17 protein-coding genes are annotated in these 15,115 nt (G+C 45.6%); 9 read left to right on the top strand and 8 right to left on the bottom strand.

Annotated features, from left to right (window positions below):
• Positions 1–13: 13 nt before the first annotated feature.
• Positions 14–1,420, top strand: coding sequence for a hypothetical protein (locus ACLVWP_RS14570; RefSeq protein ID WP_413558264.1), 1,407 nt, complete (start codon positions 14–16; stop codon positions 1,418–1,420).
• On the opposite strand, the gene ACLVWP_RS14565 is transcribed toward ACLVWP_RS14570, so the two are convergent.
• Positions 1,421–2,515 (bottom strand): hypothetical protein, encoded by a 1,095-nt coding sequence (locus ACLVWP_RS14565; RefSeq protein ID WP_413558263.1) that lies wholly within the window; start codon positions 2,513–2,515, stop codon positions 1,421–1,423.
• Positions 2,516–2,659: 144 nt separating this feature from the next.
• Here ACLVWP_RS14565 and ACLVWP_RS14560 point away from each other — a divergent pair, with 144 nt between their 5' ends.
• Positions 2,660–3,493, top strand: a complete 834-nt coding sequence (locus tag ACLVWP_RS14560) for a hypothetical protein (RefSeq protein WP_413558262.1) — start codon at positions 2,660–2,662, stop codon at positions 3,491–3,493.
• On the opposite strand, the gene ACLVWP_RS14555 is transcribed toward ACLVWP_RS14560, so the two are convergent.
• The 5 genes from ACLVWP_RS14555 to ACLVWP_RS14535 all read right to left on the bottom strand — a co-directional run bounded on the left by ACLVWP_RS14555 (position 3,490) and on the right by ACLVWP_RS14535 (position 7,643).
• Positions 3,490–4,170 carry a class I SAM-dependent methyltransferase gene (locus ACLVWP_RS14555; RefSeq protein WP_413558260.1) on the bottom strand — a complete coding sequence of 227 codons (681 nt, stop codon included), beginning with the start codon at positions 4,168–4,170 and terminating at the stop codon, positions 3,490–3,492. The genes ACLVWP_RS14560 and ACLVWP_RS14555 overlap by 4 nt on opposite strands.
• A gap of 7 nt (positions 4,171–4,177) precedes the next feature.
• On the bottom strand, positions 4,178–4,612 hold the full coding sequence (locus ACLVWP_RS14550; RefSeq protein ID WP_413558259.1) for a pseudoazurin: 435 nt from the start codon (positions 4,610–4,612) through the stop codon (positions 4,178–4,180).
• Between the two features lie 136 nt (positions 4,613–4,748).
• A complete protein-coding gene (locus tag ACLVWP_RS14545) occupies positions 4,749–5,885 on the bottom strand; it encodes a hypothetical protein (protein WP_413558258.1) in 1,137 nt (378 codons plus the stop codon).
• Between the two features lie 73 nt (positions 5,886–5,958).
• The gene (locus ACLVWP_RS14540; RefSeq protein WP_413558257.1) at positions 5,959–6,585 is read right to left on the bottom strand and encodes a hypothetical protein; all 627 of its coding nucleotides are present in this window, start codon (positions 6,583–6,585) and stop codon (positions 5,959–5,961) included.
• Positions 6,586–6,602: 17 nt separating this feature from the next.
• Positions 6,603–7,643, bottom strand: a complete 1,041-nt coding sequence (locus tag ACLVWP_RS14535) for a hypothetical protein (RefSeq protein ID WP_413558256.1) — start codon at positions 7,641–7,643, stop codon at positions 6,603–6,605.
• 50 nt (positions 7,644–7,693) lie between these two features.
• On the opposite strand from ACLVWP_RS14535, the gene ACLVWP_RS14530 reads away from it, so the two are divergent.
• Both ACLVWP_RS14530 and ACLVWP_RS14525 read left to right on the top strand, forming a co-directional pair.
• On the top strand, positions 7,694–8,680 hold the full coding sequence (locus ACLVWP_RS14530) for a type II secretion system protein (protein ID WP_413558255.1): 987 nt from the start codon (positions 7,694–7,696) through the stop codon (positions 8,678–8,680).
• Positions 8,677–9,618, top strand: a complete 942-nt coding sequence (locus tag ACLVWP_RS14525; RefSeq protein WP_413558254.1) for a type IV pilus modification PilV family protein — start codon at positions 8,677–8,679, stop codon at positions 9,616–9,618. Before ACLVWP_RS14530 ends, ACLVWP_RS14525 begins: the two co-directional genes overlap by 4 nt.
• On the opposite strand, the gene ACLVWP_RS14520 is transcribed toward ACLVWP_RS14525, so the two are convergent.
• Positions 9,619–9,837, bottom strand: a complete 219-nt coding sequence (locus ACLVWP_RS14520; RefSeq protein WP_413558253.1) for a hypothetical protein — start codon at positions 9,835–9,837, stop codon at positions 9,619–9,621. It lies immediately after the preceding gene.
• Between the two features lie 162 nt (positions 9,838–9,999).
• On the opposite strand from ACLVWP_RS14520, the gene ACLVWP_RS14515 reads away from it, so the two are divergent.
• From ACLVWP_RS14515 to ACLVWP_RS14495, 5 genes are read left to right on the top strand one after another with little or no spacing between them, the layout of a single operon-like run.
• Entirely contained in the window at positions 10,000–11,121 is a 1,122-nt protein-coding gene (locus ACLVWP_RS14515) for a thiamine pyrophosphate-dependent dehydrogenase E1 component subunit alpha (protein ID WP_413558252.1), read from the top strand.
• Entirely contained in the window at positions 11,121–12,176 is a 1,056-nt protein-coding gene (locus tag ACLVWP_RS14510) for an alpha-ketoacid dehydrogenase subunit beta (protein ID WP_413558251.1), read from the top strand. The genes ACLVWP_RS14515 and ACLVWP_RS14510 overlap by 1 nt, the downstream gene beginning before the upstream one ends.
• Before the next feature lie 2 nt (positions 12,177–12,178).
• Positions 12,179–13,015 carry a class I SAM-dependent methyltransferase gene (locus ACLVWP_RS14505; protein ID WP_413558249.1) on the top strand — a complete coding sequence of 279 codons (837 nt, stop codon included), beginning with the start codon at positions 12,179–12,181 and terminating at the stop codon, positions 13,013–13,015.
• Positions 13,016–13,051: 36 nt separating this feature from the next.
• Complete coding sequence (locus ACLVWP_RS14500; RefSeq protein WP_413558247.1) at positions 13,052–13,810, top strand: substrate-binding periplasmic protein; 759 nt, start codon at positions 13,052–13,054, stop codon at positions 13,808–13,810.
• Positions 13,794–14,588, top strand: a complete 795-nt coding sequence (locus ACLVWP_RS14495; RefSeq protein ID WP_413558246.1) for a substrate-binding periplasmic protein — start codon at positions 13,794–13,796, stop codon at positions 14,586–14,588. Before ACLVWP_RS14500 ends, ACLVWP_RS14495 begins: the two co-directional genes overlap by 17 nt.
• On the opposite strand, the gene pyrE is transcribed toward ACLVWP_RS14495, so the two are convergent.
• Positions 14,581–15,099, bottom strand: a complete 519-nt coding sequence (gene pyrE / locus ACLVWP_RS14490; protein WP_413558245.1) for an orotate phosphoribosyltransferase — start codon at positions 15,097–15,099, stop codon at positions 14,581–14,583. The two genes, ACLVWP_RS14495 and pyrE, sit on opposite strands and share 8 nt — an antisense overlap.
• Positions 15,100–15,115 lie beyond the last annotated feature (16 nt).

The following is a 15,115-nucleotide window of genomic DNA, read 5'->3' as shown; positions in this document are numbered from 1 at the left end:
GAAAGACACGGCGATGAGACGCTTAAAAACATCCAGATGGATTCAACAGTTCGCGACCACAATACTTGTGGTCGGCATGCCGTTGTTTTCGTTTGCCAATGAGTTGGTGGATTACCAGCTGGATGCTTTTGCCAATAAGATCAATGCCTCGAATCGGCTGCGCATCGAAAAAGTTGATGTGGAGTTAAAAAATCATGCAGAAGTTAAAGCTGAGATGACTGAATTCGGTCCACAGTATGTATTACGTGTCGATCCGAAAGCCCTGACAAGTCCGGAGCTCATGGTGCCAGCCATGACTTATGTGGTGCAAATGGCGAAGGGGCCGGCTTTGGGTTACATGCTATTAGAATTGCAATACAATGCCGAACGCGGCAGTAAGGGTGCTCAAGCAGAAATCAGAATGCTTGAGTTGATGTATTCGACAAATCCGACATCTCGACAAATAGTTGTGGGTGCGTTGGGTCTGTACAATCTTGTCCCGGAGTTAGAGGCGCAAGAGGATAAGATCCGCTCGCAGTATCAAGACGTAGTTACCTTGATCAAAGAGGCCCAAGCAGAGACTAAAACCCGTGAAAGAAAAATGCAGAAGAAAAGAGTGGCTGAGGGTGTTTTGAATTCCCTGGAAGCTCAGGAGCAAAAACTGAATGATTTGATTCTGCGTAATGATCGTAAGGGAGTGGCTCGCATGCTGGAAGCCTATATGCCTTGGGAGATGATGGAGCCCTTTGAAAAAGCGACGTGGAAAGGTTGGATTGAAGCCATCGAGTTTCCGGATATGAAGAACTCGGAAGTCATGGTTCGTGGTGTAGACTATTCAACAGACAAGGTGCAACGACTTCGCATGGCAGATGGTTCTGAGAGACTGGGATTCTTTTCGACGGTACTTACTAAGAATCAAGGCAGCTACACTCGTCGTTTGCGTTCGTTAAGTACAAACCGTGTTAAAAATGGCGAGACAAGCTTTCATGCGACGACTCTTTTGACGACTCAGCTATCACGTCATGCAGGAGACCCAAGGGCTTCTAGTTTTGTTTCATTCACCTCGGCTCCGGAAGTGGCGATTGGATTTGTCGGTCGTGCTCAGGAGCAGGGTAAGTCTGGCGGTGGTATCTTAGCCGTGCGCGTGGATAAGCGCCGCATGCTTCCGAATATGATGTCATCTTACCAGCAGGAGATCGAACGCTTGGTTCCTCTGATCATTTTTCCTGATGAAGTCATCGCTTATCGAGAATCTGCGGGAATCACGAAAATGGTTATGGATAGCTTCGTTGAAGAGGTTCGCTTAAAAACGGGCGTCACTTTGCAAAGCAGAAACGAAGATTCCGAGAAGATGTTCAAAAAAGAAGGAGCTGATAGTTTCAAGCTCCTTCTGGAAAAGAACAACGGCTTCGGTCGCAGTTGTTCCAATGTCTTTATGTAGCTATTTGCAGTCGTAACTTAAATCCAACTTCGTGCCTTCTGTTAAGGGAGCCGCGAAGTGAAGGACATTCCCACTCACAGAGTAATTCGTGATGATTTGGCCATCCACGGCCACGCTCAATGTCTGTTGATCAGGGTCGCATTCCAAGCTGATCTGTGAGAGGGAGTTGATAATTTTATCTTTAAAGGTATTCAAGTTGTCTGCGAAATTAGCCTCGCAGATGCTGCCCACGCCACCGTCAGTCAACGTTGAGAGCTGGTTATACACATAGCCCATGTGACTTGGGGATGTATCTAAATCTTGAGTCGCTTCGCAAGTCACATCACCCGGTTTTACGATAATCGAGTTAAAGGTAAAGCGCACATCTTCACCAAAGACAGTCTTAGTTAAAGCCACTAGGTTCGCTGGTTGGTCGTCTGCCTCAAGTGGTTGGTAAGCTGTTGGGTTATCCTTTGCCTTAACTTTAGAAGCGTCACCACCCACGGAGCGCTCGTCTTCGTCAGAGATCAAAATCACTGATTTAGCAGCGCCGTCGCGGTAGCAGCCACTTCCGACATTTTGGAAGCTTGCATAGGTTGATTTAATACCGCGCTCGTCACCGGAGGCGCCGCCACCGATTTGTAAGCTATCAACCGTGGCATTAAAGATGTTGTGCATATCCGCTGTGCCTTTTTTAAGAACCCATGGAGATGTTCCAACTGCGGGAGAGTATTGCGCCCACGTCAGGGGCATACCCCAGTGGTAAACACCTTGAGAGTCCGCTAAGGCGCGTGTCGTAGTTAAGCACATTTGCCAGTCAATTTGACTGGATTCTAGAGACATCATGAAGGCATTCATAGATGCTGCGAGCTTTTTAAGATCCGCAAGCATCGAGTTGGAATCATCCATCACCAAGAGGAAGTCGACTTGCTTATTTCCAGCTTTTACCACTGAAGAATAAGTATAATCTGGGAGCTTCGGTCCCGGAGTAGGTGAGGGTGTTGGTGTCGCAAGAGATGCGTTATCTAAAACGGGTGAAAACGTCATCTTCGCGCAACCCGCACCAGTTAAGGAAACCAGAGCCATCAAAGTAAGGGTGTGTGCAAATGTTTTCATGCCCCTCTTAACGACACATAAAAATGGAACTTAACGCGAAAAGCGTCTCTGTCTAAGCTTTTGACGGTATTTTAAACTTCAAAACTTCTTGAATTCTCCTGGGGGAGGAGCGGTTTTTGAAGAGGAGAAAGGGGGTTGGGACCTATGATGATTAGAGTGATAATTGGTATCTTTGCATTGCTAACTTCCTTAAGCGCCGGAGCCGCAAATTCCGAGGCTTTGTCAGCATTGGATATCATGACTTTCGCTGATTCTTTTCAGTGTCAGGACAAGTTTCCTCATCATAGCTTCTGCGAAGCAGTTCAGTTTAAGCCTTGGACAGAGCAAGAAAAAGCGATCGTCGGAGGCTACCTTGCTAAGATCAATGATCCTCGTTTAGAGGGTATCCTTAAGACCATTCAAAAAAATGGGATTACCAAAATCCACCGCGTGTCCCATTCAGCCCGCTGGTATAACAACCCGCAATTCCGTCGTGTGGAGTTCGTACGTTCTGCTGAAAAAGCCTTCCTATGGGTGAATCCCGTCACCAACGTGATCGGTGTTACAGACTCCTTTTTTACCGGCACTCCGTTCATGGACCCTTACGCAAAGGTGGATCGCAAACAGATTAATATCCTGCATGAGCTGATGCATGACTTTGATATCGCCACAAATCACGCGTTCTCTTTAGAAGTTTATGAAAAAGCAGCTGGCTGGGGATACAACGGCAAAGAAGCCGTGATCCTGGGCGTAGACTACAATCAAGTCAAAGTCCAATTTCAAGAAGTCATGAATCTGATGAAAGAAAAACGTGTGGTTGAGGCCTATGCCTTAGACCGCGAGCTAGGCCGCCAATACGGCTTTCCTACACTCTACGGAATGACCAACCAATTCGAAGGCTTCGCCGAAGTCGTCGCCTACGCGATCTTTGATCCAACGGCTGAGCAGTACTATTCAGAGTCTTTGAAGCAGTATCTAAATCTTGTATTCAAAAATTAAATTTTACGAGTGACGTAACCGCTGTAGCCCAGGCTTTGTACGAAGCGTCCTTCGAAGCGCAGGCCTACTTGGGATAAAATCATTTTTATACGATCTTCGGTTGTTGGTTGGAAGAGGTTGCGCAGGCGATCCGGGAGTTCTTTAAGTTTTGACATTTCCATGCCTTGAGTTTTCGCCCAGAAGTAATTGTTGGCGATGAACTTTTCTCCAACGGAATCATTCTGTTTCATCATATCTGCGAAAATAAAAGGTGCGCCGGGTTTTAAGTGATCCGCGATCTTTTGGAAGAACTGCTGTTTGCGTCCATCGTCGGGGATAAAATGCGAGATAAAGACAGACAAGGCCACATCATACCCCTCAGTCAATGGGTAGTCTTCAATCTTTGTTTCGTGCAGGCGAATGTGATTCTGTGATTTATAGATGCCAGTTTTCTCTGCGGCGATTCTATTCATCTCTGCAGATGGCTCAACACCATCGATCTTCCACCCGGAATAGCGGCTGGCAACGCGGATTATTTCCTCTCCGGTACCGGAGCCAACTACTAACATGCGGGCAGAAGTGGGCACTTCGACATCTAGAACAGCGCTGATCAATTCTTGCAAGAGATCATAACCCGGAATACGCTTTCGAATATCCGAGTCATAAAGATTAGCGACGTTTTGGTCGAAGTGCTTCATCTAACAATTACTTAACTTGGTTCAAATACTTATCAAGACGCTCTTTATTCATCGCGAATTTAGGAAGCATCTCTTTGCCAGCTTTTTTTACGTCTTCCAAGTTTGTTGGTTTACCAACTTGGATCACACCGATCATTGCCATTGGCAAGTGAGCAGTACATTCGTAAAGGTAAACGCCTTCTTCAGTTACTTTAGTAGTAACTTCTTTACCGATAGCGCCCTTCCAAGATTTTGCACCTTTAGGAATAGATACAGACGTTACGTCATGAGCAGCATCTGTAGGCACAAATTTAATTGTGTCGCCTTTGTTAGCCTTCAAGAAAGCAGGTTCGAAAACCATGATGCCTTCTTTGCCGTTATTCAACATTTTGATTGTGTGAGTTGCCGCGAAGCTCGCGCTAGTTGCCAAAGTCAAAGCTGCAGTTAGCAGAAGTGATTTCATTGCTAAGTTCTCCTTTTGTGGGGGAGAGCTTAGCACCACTAACTCTTGCTGACAAAAGATGGGGAAATTGGTTTCCAAGTGGCTTTCAATTGGGTTTCCAAATGATTCACTTTTGAAAATCTAATGCAGGTGGATATTAGAAACCTGCTTTGATCGACAACGCTACGTATGTGGCGTCACTCATCTTTTTTGAACCCTCTTTCATATTTCTGATTCCATCACCAGAATATGCGGCTCTATCAAAAGCGTATCCACCTTCAAGCTGTGCCTGGGCTCTGCCAAACACAAACGAGCGAATACCAAGTCCAACTTTCTTTTCCTCTAAGTACAAACGGTCTTTATCGTCGACACGGTTTTCTAGGATGTAGCTTTGTGTAGACCAGTTCGCAGCAACATATGTTTGCAAGAAAGAAACGCGACCGTAGGCTGCTTCCACATTAGCTGTCGGACCTAGGAATGAGAACGAGTAAGCTTGCTCCGGAGACGGCGTCCATTGCAATGAAATCGCCGGAATACCGAATAGCCCCGTGAACGTCGGCGTTTTGTACATGTACATGATACCTGGAATTGGAACGAAGTTACCAAGCGGGCTGTTGTTCGAGATGAACAAGTTCCACATTAGGAATGCACCAGACGCTGTCGGTGCTCCGTAATTCGCAAGAATACTGAACGTCGCATTTTTCATCGTCTGATCGCCTGTGTAACCGATCGTTGAGGAAATGGAGTAGTTTCTGAATCCTGGAAGTTGTCTTGAGTACTGGGCACCAGCTTCAGCTTTGTAAAGAGTTTTTGGCACTGTCGCAGTATCAGATAGAGGAAGTGGTTCTTCGAAAGAAACAATTCCGCTAGCAGCTTTCAAAGTCAGCATATGCTGATTTGTTTTAACAACAGGAACTGACAAAGCAACTCTGCCATCTGTTTGTTGATTGTCACCTGGGCTGTGGCGGCCATCAATCGAGAGCACCGCGAATGGTGGATTCAAAGATGTCAGAGCATTGGGAGAAATCAAATTGTCTGATTGGGCTTGAGCTTGTTCAACAGCTCTGACGATACGATTGATTTCCTGCTGACATGGATAAGTCAGGTTTTTAAAGTTTTTCATCAAGCACTGCATGCGAGCAGAAGGATTTGGCTCTGCCTCGCAGTATTGCTTTACTTCACCAAAGCAAGTTTCTGGAACTTGGTGATCAGGTTTTGTTTCCTGAGCCAGAGTAAAGGATGAGAAAATCGAAAAGGCAAATACAACCGCTGATAAAACCAAAGCTTTTTTCATAGATTGATTGTGCCGCCTGTTTTTATATTTCACAAATTGCTTTTGAAGTAATTGTTGATTACGCCGACTGGAGTTAAAAGCTACGAATTTTGAAGTAGCAAAGCGCACCCACAAAAGTGCAAAGTGAAATCCACAGATAACCTTTCCAGGTTCCCTTTAAGTCAGCATCGCTCAATTCCATTTGTGAAAACACGGCGACCACTAAATAAAACCAAGCAACAAGGCCCCAAGAAAACCCTGGGAAATTAACGAAGCGGGGATTCTGCACAAATAGTCTTCCACCTGGAATCCAAAAATAGAAAACCACAGCGCAAAGCAGAGGCCCCACGATTAGCGGAGCGATGCCGATAAAAAGCTCACCCATTTTAATCCAGATTTTAAAAACCGAAGGCAAAGAGCGGGGACGACTGATGACCTGTCCATGGGAGCCATCTTTTGCTTTCCAGTCGAACAGTTTGATGTCTTCGATTTGATGTAAAAATAGAAACGCAGCCACGGCATGACTGATCTCATGAATCATAATTCCAGGAGCAAAGATAAGATTGAAGGCGTGCTGACCAAAAGTTTCAGACAGTTTCACGCGCAGGAATCCCGAGAAGTGATGCAGAATGAATCCCGCTCCTAAAATGATCGCCGAATACTTTAAAAGTTCGACCATGATTTTGAGTGAAGATACCAGAGTGGGATATGTGTGGATCATGTACCTAGGTTAGCAGGTCACTGAGTCGCAGCCAAGTAGGATAGAATGTAGCCCCGGACTTGATCCATGATGAATACGGAATCGTCAGGACCTCCCGTATACGACATTGCACCCGCTGACATCTGGACGGAAGTAGCGTTGGCCGTAATACTAAAGGAGCCCAGTTGACAGCTCAATGTCGTTCCTGAGAATTGAGCACCCTGCGGAGTTTGCACGCAAGACTTTACCATGCTTGACCAGTTCTTCCAGGCAGAGGGTTCTGACTTTGAGGAAGCTGGCAGAGTCGGTGTCTCGGGCATCGGAGCTTCCTTGGTCGCGAGCTGTTGCTCGGCTTCGACGGCGGTGGTGATATTTTTTTGAATGTCAGAGAGTTGATCTTTTACGCAAGCACCTGATGGCAAAGATCCATCTGGTAGATTTGCACAGTTATTAAACTGGCATTTTTTATTAGCAGTATCAAAGACGCCACCTAATTGCAGGCACAGAGTTTGCCCCGTCGAATCCGACGTATCGCAAACCGAGATCTTTTGATTTTTATCCACTAAGAAATGAACGGGGATGTCAGTGAAGGATTGTTTTGAGCCCATCGCCGTTTTTAATTTTTGATAGCGAATGCGAAGTTTTGATTCCAAGGGGATCGGCACAGTGGCTGAAGCCTTAGCCGCTTGGTAAGCCAACCACTCTGCTGATTCTGTATTGATGGAGATGTCCTTCACTTGCAGATCTTTTGTTCCCAGAGTCTGGTTCACAGCGAGTAACTGTTCCCCTGACTTGCCTTGCAACTGCGTAAGTGTAATTCGACCATCTTTATCTAAGACTGAGTCAGTAAAATTCTTATTACAAGACTCGCCATTTTGCAGAGCAGACTTCACCATGCCTTCCATCTTCATTTGGCTGACCTTGGTGTGTGCGAATGTATTTAAGTTGAATGAATCATTTAGCGACGTCATCAACCCCAGACCGAACACTAGCATCACTGTCGATAGAACAAGAATACTGATAATCACGGAACCATTCTCATTGCTTACAAAACGATGCTGTCTTGAAACAGTTTTCATACACCACATCCTGTTGATAGAATTATCGGTAAAGGTGAGAAAACCTAAATATGACAAATAGAGCAGGCTACACGTTAATTGAAGTGCTCGTAAGTTTCGCGCTCGTTTCACTGATAGTCGGTGCGATGGGCGCAATATTTCAAACGTCTTTCAAAGGCGCCAATTTAGTAGAGATGCGAAACTCTGCCGTGAATCTTAATATGGCTTGGCAAACTAGCTTAAATAAACCAGACATCTGCGAGAAAAATTTTAAAGGCATTACTTTCAATGCGGATGGTTTGTCTGCTTTGACAAGCTTTGTGGATATGACGAACAAACCGATGATTGCTCCGGGTGTGAAATCTACTTCTAAGAATTTGTTAGTGAAATCTGTTTCAGCGAAAATTAGAGATCAAAACTGGAATGATTTTCAAGCGGCTAAGGCATCTTTGGGTACAAATACCTATATTGCGAACATCGACATCGATGTTGAGCTTGAACGACAGAAAGATCAGATCTCTTCTAAAGACAGCTCTTTGGCAGTTTCTATTCCGGTGTATCTAAATGCGGCGGGTGCTGTGGATGGATGTTTGTCATCGCAAGCAGCTCTGATGACAGACGCGCAGAAAGAGGCCTGCGAGCAATTGGGCGGTACTTTCGATGAAGCAGCTTCGCAATGTAACTTTAAGCAGGACTGCGACAATCTGGTCGCTGACTCGGTGGTTTCAAAAGAATGTTTTGATAAGTTAACGGATAATTTATCGAATCAAGTGAAGGACATTGGTTCCGCGACAACAACGACCCAAAAGCCTAAAGCGGAAATTCACAAAACCATCAAAGCTTGCTTGTCTGACTCGCAGGGAGCAACGATTGCCGCCAACAATACATCTTGTGTTTTAGGCAGTACGACATTTTCTGCGACACCGACAGAGTTTATTTATCGGCAGGGAGCTACGTCATACTCTTTAACTGATCCGGTCTTGGCCAAGTATCTTTATGATCTGGTGACTAAGTATCAAACGGATAGCTTAACGAAAATCACGGTGGGGGATAAATGATCCAGAATCAAAAAGGATTTTCTCTGATCGAGGTTTTGGCGTCGATGGCGTTGATTGTCCTGGTGTCATTGGGATTGGTCACGGTTTTAAGTATCACCAATAAATCGAATTCGTCGACTTCGCATAAGTTGAGTGAGGCTGACTTAATCACAAATACCATGGTCAGTATTTTTACACGTAAATCTTGTGATGCCTCGTTTAAGGGTAAGCTAATGGATTCCAATGGTGTTTTGTCGATTACGAATGTTCAGGATGGCAATGGACTGGATGTTATCAAAAAAGGAATGGTGCTTGAGCAAACTAGCCACAACGTCAAATCATTGCGTCTGTATGCCACCGATGAAAGCTGGGAGAGCTTTAAGGCTCACACGTTTTCGTCACCCTCAGAGACTTTTCCGCTAAGTGCGAATTTGGAAATTGTTTTCAATCGCCCGATGCAGGTGGCAGGCGAGGATATTAGAACACAGAAAATCTCGTTTCCGATTTCGGTCGATCAATTAAGAACAATTTCCCAATGCACGGGCAGTGATAGCAACAGTTACCAAGGTGCTCTGAAAAGTGCTTGTGTGAGTTTCGGCGGTGTCTTTGATGAAAAAACAGGAACCTGCAAGGCCAATCAAAATTGCACGTCCTTGGCAGAAGGTGCGCCCGTCAGTCAAAAATGTGTGGCTGATAAAGTAAAGAGTCTGCAAAAACAACTGAGTTCAAAAACTTCGGGATCGGGTATGATGATGATTTCTTCGATCAAGGACTGCTTTACCAGTTCTTACACGCAGAAATCCCGTACGGCGACGTCCTTTAGTTGCTCTGCCGGATCCTTCCAAGCCAAAGCCGAAAACGGAGTTTTCACCTTCAATTATGGTGCGACTAAATACACGGTGACAGACCCCGATCAGTACAAAAATGTTTTTGATTTGGTAGCGGCCTTTCCTCAATAGCTATTTTGCAAACACCTGTTTTGCTTTCAGAGCGGCTTCAAAAGCTTTAGAGGCCCACAAGCTGCTTGCCTGAGCATACTCATCCGCTTTTTTACCAAGCTCCCAAATTGCCTGATTGATCTCTTGCATGCTTTTATTTTGGGCACTTTTTACAGAGACTATTCTTTGGTTTTCAACAACCGATTCATAAACGCGACTGGATTCAAATCTATAAGCCATAACGTCCTCCAATAACTCCATTTAAGCCCTAGATTATTGAATCAATGTTGAGTATCTCATTGTGACGCGTCAATTAGAGTGAAAAAGGCAGACTTTTTGACCTGTTCTCGCTTAGATAGGGGCCTTGATTTATGTGACTAAAAACCGTGGAGAACTGAATACATGTCTAAAAAGACCACTGTAAAAGCAGCTGCCAAAAAACCTGCTTCTGCGAAAGCAAAAGCACCGGCAAAAACAGCTACAAAATCCGCTGCAAAGTCTTCTAAAAAAGCTGTTCCGAAAAAATCTGATTTCGGTGGCTTGTCTGAAGAACTTTTGTTGAGCATGCACGACCTGATGGTCAAATCTCGCGTTCTTGAAGAACGTGTTATCAAAATCTACAAAGCCGGTGAAGGTTACTTCTGGATCGGCGGCCCAGGTGAGGAAGCTTTCGGGGTTCCGCTCGGTTTGCTAGCTCGCAAAGGTAAAGGCCTTGAACACGATTGGTTCCATCTTCACTACCGTTGTACTCCAACGATGGTGGCTCTTGGTATGCCAATGATCGAAGCGGTTCGTTTGATGATGAATCGTGCGACAGATCCTTCAACTGGTGGTCGTAACTTCGCAGGTCACTATTGCTTCCCTCAGTGGAACGTAGCTCCTGTAACTTCTCCTATCGAAGTTCAATACCCAATTGCTTGCGGAACTGCTCACGCGCAAAAACGTGCGGGTCACAAATCTATCTCTATCGTGACGGGCGGTGACGCTGGTACGGCAGAGGGCGAATTCGCAACATGCTTGGTATGGTCATCTCGTAAAGGCCAAGAATTGCCAGTGTTGATCACTGTGCAAAATAACGGTTACGGTATTTCAACTCCGTACGAGGGCCAACACGGTGAAACACACATCGCTGACCGTGCAAAAGCTTTCAACATCCGCTCACGCGTGATCGATGGTACAAACCCAGTTGAAACATATATCGCTTTGAAAGAAGAAATGGACTACATCCGCAAAACGGGTAAGCCATCTTTCCTAGAAGTAAAAACAACTCGCTTGTACGGTCACTCATCTGCTGACGGTGCAAACCGTAAAACAGATCTTTTCGATCCGGTTTACAAGTTCCAAGAAAAATTGATCGCTGCTGGTATCTTAACTGAAAAATCGGCTGCAAAAATCTGGGAACTATACGAGGAAGAGGGCGTGAAAGCTCAAGAACAAGCTCGTGCAGAGGCAGGTCCTGCATCTGACACAGTTTGGGATCATGTCTTCGTAAATAATGAAAATGCTGATTGGAGAAAATTCTAATGGCAAGCGTAGCTCAAGCAATCAGAATGGCCCTTCACTACGGTGAAACAAACATGGGCGTTAAAGACATCTTCGGTCAAGACGTGGGCGCTCCACTAGGTGGCGTATTCACGGCGACTCAAGGTCTAAAAACTGCATGGAACACTCCACTGGACGAGCGTGGTATCATCAGCATGGCGATGGGTATCGCGATGACAGGTGATAAGTGCGTGGCTGAAATCCAGTTCGCAGATTATATCTTCAATACGATCGATCTTTTGAAAATTGCCGGTAACACTTTGTGGTGTACGAATGGCCAAGTTCAATTGCCAATGGTTGTGATGACTCCGGTGGGCGCAGGGATCTTTGGTTCCGTTTACCACTCTCACTCTTTCGACGCTTGGGCATCTCGTTTGCCGGGTTGGAAGATCGTAATGCCATCGAACCCTCTAGACGCTTACGGTTTGATGTTGGCAGCTATCGAAGATCCAAATCCGGTTCTTTACCTAAAATCAAAAGCTCTTATGCGCCACAAAGGTGACGAGTTGATTCCAGGTGAACCAGCGGACGAAAAAACTTTGAAATCAATGATCGATAAGCCAGTTCAAAATTCCCAAGGTTGGAAAGCGAAATGGCCTGAACTTGAAAAGTACATCGTACCAATCGGTAAAGGTAAGATCACTCACGAGGGTGAGCACATCACTGTAGTTACCTATAGCCGCATGGTGCACCTATGTGACGAAGTCGCTAAGAAATTGGCTGACGAGGGCATCTCTGTTGAAGTGATCGATCTTCGTTCTATCTATCCATACGACTGGCAGATGATTAAATCGTCTATCGAAAAAACAGGTCGCGTATTGTTCGTGAACGAAGACACTGAGGTTACAAACTTTGGTGAGCATTTGGCTTACAGAACAACTCAAGAGTGTTTCTACTCATTGATGGCGCGTCCGAGAGTACTAGCAGGTAAAAACTTGCCAGGTATCGGTTTGCATCCAAACCTAGAGAAAAACTCTGTTCCTCAACACCACGACATCGAAACAGCGATCCGCGAGATCGTTGCAGAGGTTCCGTAGTCATGAAGGGAGTCGGTCACAGAAAGAAAGTTCGTCGTAAGGTTTCTAAGAAACGCGGTAAAACACAGTTCGACAAGTACGAGCTGTACCACAAAGCGGTGCAGTCGGCTGAAAGCGATGTTGTGTTCATCCGTGATACATATAAGGAGCTTAAGAAAAAAACGCCACGAATTTTCCGTGAAGACTTCTGCGGGACATTTGCTTTGTCTACTGAGTGGATCAAGCTTGATCCAAAACACCAAGCAGTTGGAGTGGATTTAGATCCAGAACCAATTGCCTATGGTAAAACTCACTACTTGTCTAAGTTAAGAGCAGACCAACAAAAGCGTATGAAAGTCATCGAAGGCAATGTGATGGATCCAGGCTTGGAGAAAGCCGACATCATCGCTGCGATGAACTTTTCATACTTCTGCTTTAAACAAAGATGGATGCTGAAAAACTACTTTGCCAACGCCTATAAGACGTTGAACAAAGACGGTATCTTCTTGGTCGATGTGTTCGGTGGCAGTCAATGTTACGACGCAATCGAAGACCGTATGAAACACAAAGATTTCACATACTACTGGGATCAGACAAACTTTGATCCGATCAGTAACAATGCGGTCTTTCATATTCACTTCCGTGTAAATGGCAAAAAGATCGAACAGGTCTTCACGTACGATTGGCGTCTGTGGAGCATCTCTGAGATCCGCGAAATCATGCACGAAGTGGGATTTAGCAAAAGCCACGTGTACTGGGAAGGCACTGCCAAAGATGGTTCCGGTGACGGAAACTTCACTCGTGTAGACCATGGTGAAGCTTGCGAATCCTGGATCGCTTACGTTGTTGCTGAAAAGTAAAGTGTTTTAAGTTTCTGTCGGCACTATAAATAAACCATGTCTATTTATGTGCTGATTCTAGTGTTGCTGACTTCGCTCAGCGCGCATTCAAGAATCGTCATTTATACTGTCGAAAGCCCTCCGAATGTTATCAAAACATCCGAGGGCCTTGATGGCTTGTCGGGCGAGTACGGCAAGCAAATCGCTGCTTCAATAAAAAAAGCTGGAAAACAAAACGAGTTTGAAATTGTCTGGGTTCCCTGGAAGCGGGCGCTGGTTGAGGTAGAGAAAAATCCTCGTGGGCTATTCTTTCCCTTCACTCGCACCTTCGATCGCGAGTATCGATTCAATTGGGTCATGCACATGGCAGAGGTTGATTGCTGGCTGTATGCGGTGGACCCTAAAATCAAAATTGAAGACTACAATCAAATTGCCCAGTATCGCGTCGGAGTCCTAGCAGGAAGTGCTAGGGAGCTTGAGCTGCGTAAGCATGCCGGCAAGAACGCCCGAGTCGAAGGAACCATAGAAGACATTGCCAATTATCGTAAACTTCAGGCGGGGAGAATTGATGTCTGGGCGACACATCCATCAGTAATGGCCGAAGCGCAAAGACTTTTAAAAACCAATGGCGGTAAACCTCGAGAGATCCATGCACTCAAAAAGCTTTTCTCGCAAAGCCTGTGGCTGGTCGCGAACAAAGAGATGTCAGACAAAGATCGTAACACCGTCGAGTCCGTGTTCGGTTGGGGCACGAAGCGTTTGATGAAACCTCCAACGATGACGAGTGGGGATTTCCTAGATGGAACCTTCTTGTAAAGTCTGGCGCTGGGTTGCGGTTGTGCCGCTGTTCTTGATCGCGCTTGCCGCCAACGCGAGTCCGTCCAAGAAAATTCAAATCTACACCTTTGAAAATCCCCCTTTGATTGTAAAATCCACGGAAGGCTTTCAGGGACTTGCCGGAGTTTATGGCAAGGTCGTGGCCGATGCGATAGCTAGCTCGGGTAAAGCCGATGCGTTTGAAGTCATCTGGCTTCCCTATAAAAGAGCCTTGCTGTGGCTGGATAAAAACCCTCAGGGTTTATTTTTTGCCTTCGATCGAACTATTGAAAGAGAAAAGAAATTTAATTGGGTTATGAGCTTTTCAGAAGTCGAGTGCTGGCTTTATGCCGTAAATCCAAAAATTGAAATCAAGTCTTTGGCGGATTTAAAGAAATATCGAGTCGGTGTCCAAGGTGGCAGTGCGCGGGAGGCAGAGGTGCGCCGACACATGGGATGGTCGCGCAGAGTAGAAGCCTTGGCCGATGACAATGCCAATCTTTTGAAGCTCCACGCAAATCGCATCGATGTTTGGGCAACACGCCCGATGATTGTTAGCGAAGCTCAGAAGGCGCTCGCATTGAACGATAAATCTTTGCGACCGATCAAGCCGTTAATGCTTTTGTTCAAGCAGCATCTTTGGATGGTGGGAAACCGGAATATGCCCTTAGATTCACAAGAAACGGTTCGCGCTGTTTTTGGCTGGGAAGGAAAGCGCCCGATGAAGTCTCCAGCCTTATCTGCCAGAGACCTTCTAAAAATACCGGATATTAATTAAAATCAGATTTTTTAAATAGCGGAGACAACGTCACGTCGATCTCTGTCAATTTTGGCTCAGGGAATTGGGGGCCACGGTGAATCACGCACAATACGTGAGAAACAACTGCACCGATGCTGCGCAAATCCGCTGTCGACAAAACAACCTGACCACCCGTTGTAACAACGTCTTCGATCACCAAAACTTTTTTACCTTTTAGATCCAAACCCTCAGCGAATTGGCATGTGCCGTATTCCTTCGCTTCTTTGCGAACGAAAGCACAAGGGATGCCTGTTTCTAGTGACAATGCTGTTGCGATAGGGATGCCACCCATTTCAAGACCAGCCAACACTTCCGTGCCCGGCGGGATCAATGGAACCATTTGCTTGGCGATTTCACGAAGCAAAGTGGGTTGAGCTTCAAAACGATATTTATCAAAGTACTCGTTAGAGATTTGTCCTGAGCGAAGTTTAAATTCCCCAGTTAAGTGAGCAACGTCGTAGATTTTTTTTGCGAGTTCTGAGCGAGTCATGATTTCCTCCGGTCTA

This window comes from Bdellovibrio sp. HCB209, from assembly GCF_047306065.1.
Classification (GTDB): Bacteria; Bdellovibrionota; Bdellovibrionia; order Bdellovibrionales; family Bdellovibrionaceae; genus Bdellovibrio.
This window is presented reverse-complemented; position numbering and strand designations above follow the sequence as displayed.

Excerpts from the sequence above, each read along its gene's own strand:
- ACLVWP_RS14570 (WP_413558264.1), top strand. The coding sequence starts at position 14 with ATGAGACGCTTAAAAACATCCAGATGGATTCAACAGTTCGCGACCACA.
- ACLVWP_RS14565 (WP_413558263.1), bottom strand. The coding sequence starts at position 2,515 with ATGAAAACATTTGCACACACCCTTACTTTGATGGCTCTGGTTTCCTTA.
- ACLVWP_RS14560 (WP_413558262.1), top strand. The coding sequence starts at position 2,660 with ATGATGATTAGAGTGATAATTGGTATCTTTGCATTGCTAACTTCCTTA.
- ACLVWP_RS14555 (WP_413558260.1), bottom strand. The coding sequence starts at position 4,170 with ATGAAGCACTTCGACCAAAACGTCGCTAATCTTTATGACTCGGATATT.
- ACLVWP_RS14550 (WP_413558259.1), bottom strand. The coding sequence starts at position 4,612 with ATGAAATCACTTCTGCTAACTGCAGCTTTGACTTTGGCAACTAGCGCG.
- ACLVWP_RS14545 (WP_413558258.1), bottom strand. The coding sequence starts at position 5,885 with ATGAAAAAAGCTTTGGTTTTATCAGCGGTTGTATTTGCCTTTTCGATT.
- ACLVWP_RS14540 (WP_413558257.1), bottom strand. The coding sequence starts at position 6,585 with ATGATCCACACATATCCCACTCTGGTATCTTCACTCAAAATCATGGTC.
- ACLVWP_RS14535 (WP_413558256.1), bottom strand. The coding sequence starts at position 7,643 with ATGAAAACTGTTTCAAGACAGCATCGTTTTGTAAGCAATGAGAATGGT.
- ACLVWP_RS14530 (WP_413558255.1), top strand. The coding sequence starts at position 7,694 with ATGACAAATAGAGCAGGCTACACGTTAATTGAAGTGCTCGTAAGTTTC.
- ACLVWP_RS14525 (WP_413558254.1), top strand. The coding sequence starts at position 8,677 with ATGATCCAGAATCAAAAAGGATTTTCTCTGATCGAGGTTTTGGCGTCG.
- ACLVWP_RS14520 (WP_413558253.1), bottom strand. The coding sequence starts at position 9,837 with ATGGCTTATAGATTTGAATCCAGTCGCGTTTATGAATCGGTTGTTGAA.
- ACLVWP_RS14515 (WP_413558252.1), top strand. The coding sequence starts at position 10,000 with ATGTCTAAAAAGACCACTGTAAAAGCAGCTGCCAAAAAACCTGCTTCT.
- ACLVWP_RS14510 (WP_413558251.1), top strand. The coding sequence starts at position 11,121 with ATGGCAAGCGTAGCTCAAGCAATCAGAATGGCCCTTCACTACGGTGAA.
- ACLVWP_RS14505 (WP_413558249.1), top strand. The coding sequence starts at position 12,179 with ATGAAGGGAGTCGGTCACAGAAAGAAAGTTCGTCGTAAGGTTTCTAAG.
- ACLVWP_RS14500 (WP_413558247.1), top strand. The coding sequence starts at position 13,052 with ATGTCTATTTATGTGCTGATTCTAGTGTTGCTGACTTCGCTCAGCGCG.
- ACLVWP_RS14495 (WP_413558246.1), top strand. The coding sequence starts at position 13,794 with ATGGAACCTTCTTGTAAAGTCTGGCGCTGGGTTGCGGTTGTGCCGCTG.
- pyrE (WP_413558245.1), bottom strand. The coding sequence starts at position 15,099 with ATGACTCGCTCAGAACTCGCAAAAAAAATCTACGACGTTGCTCACTTA.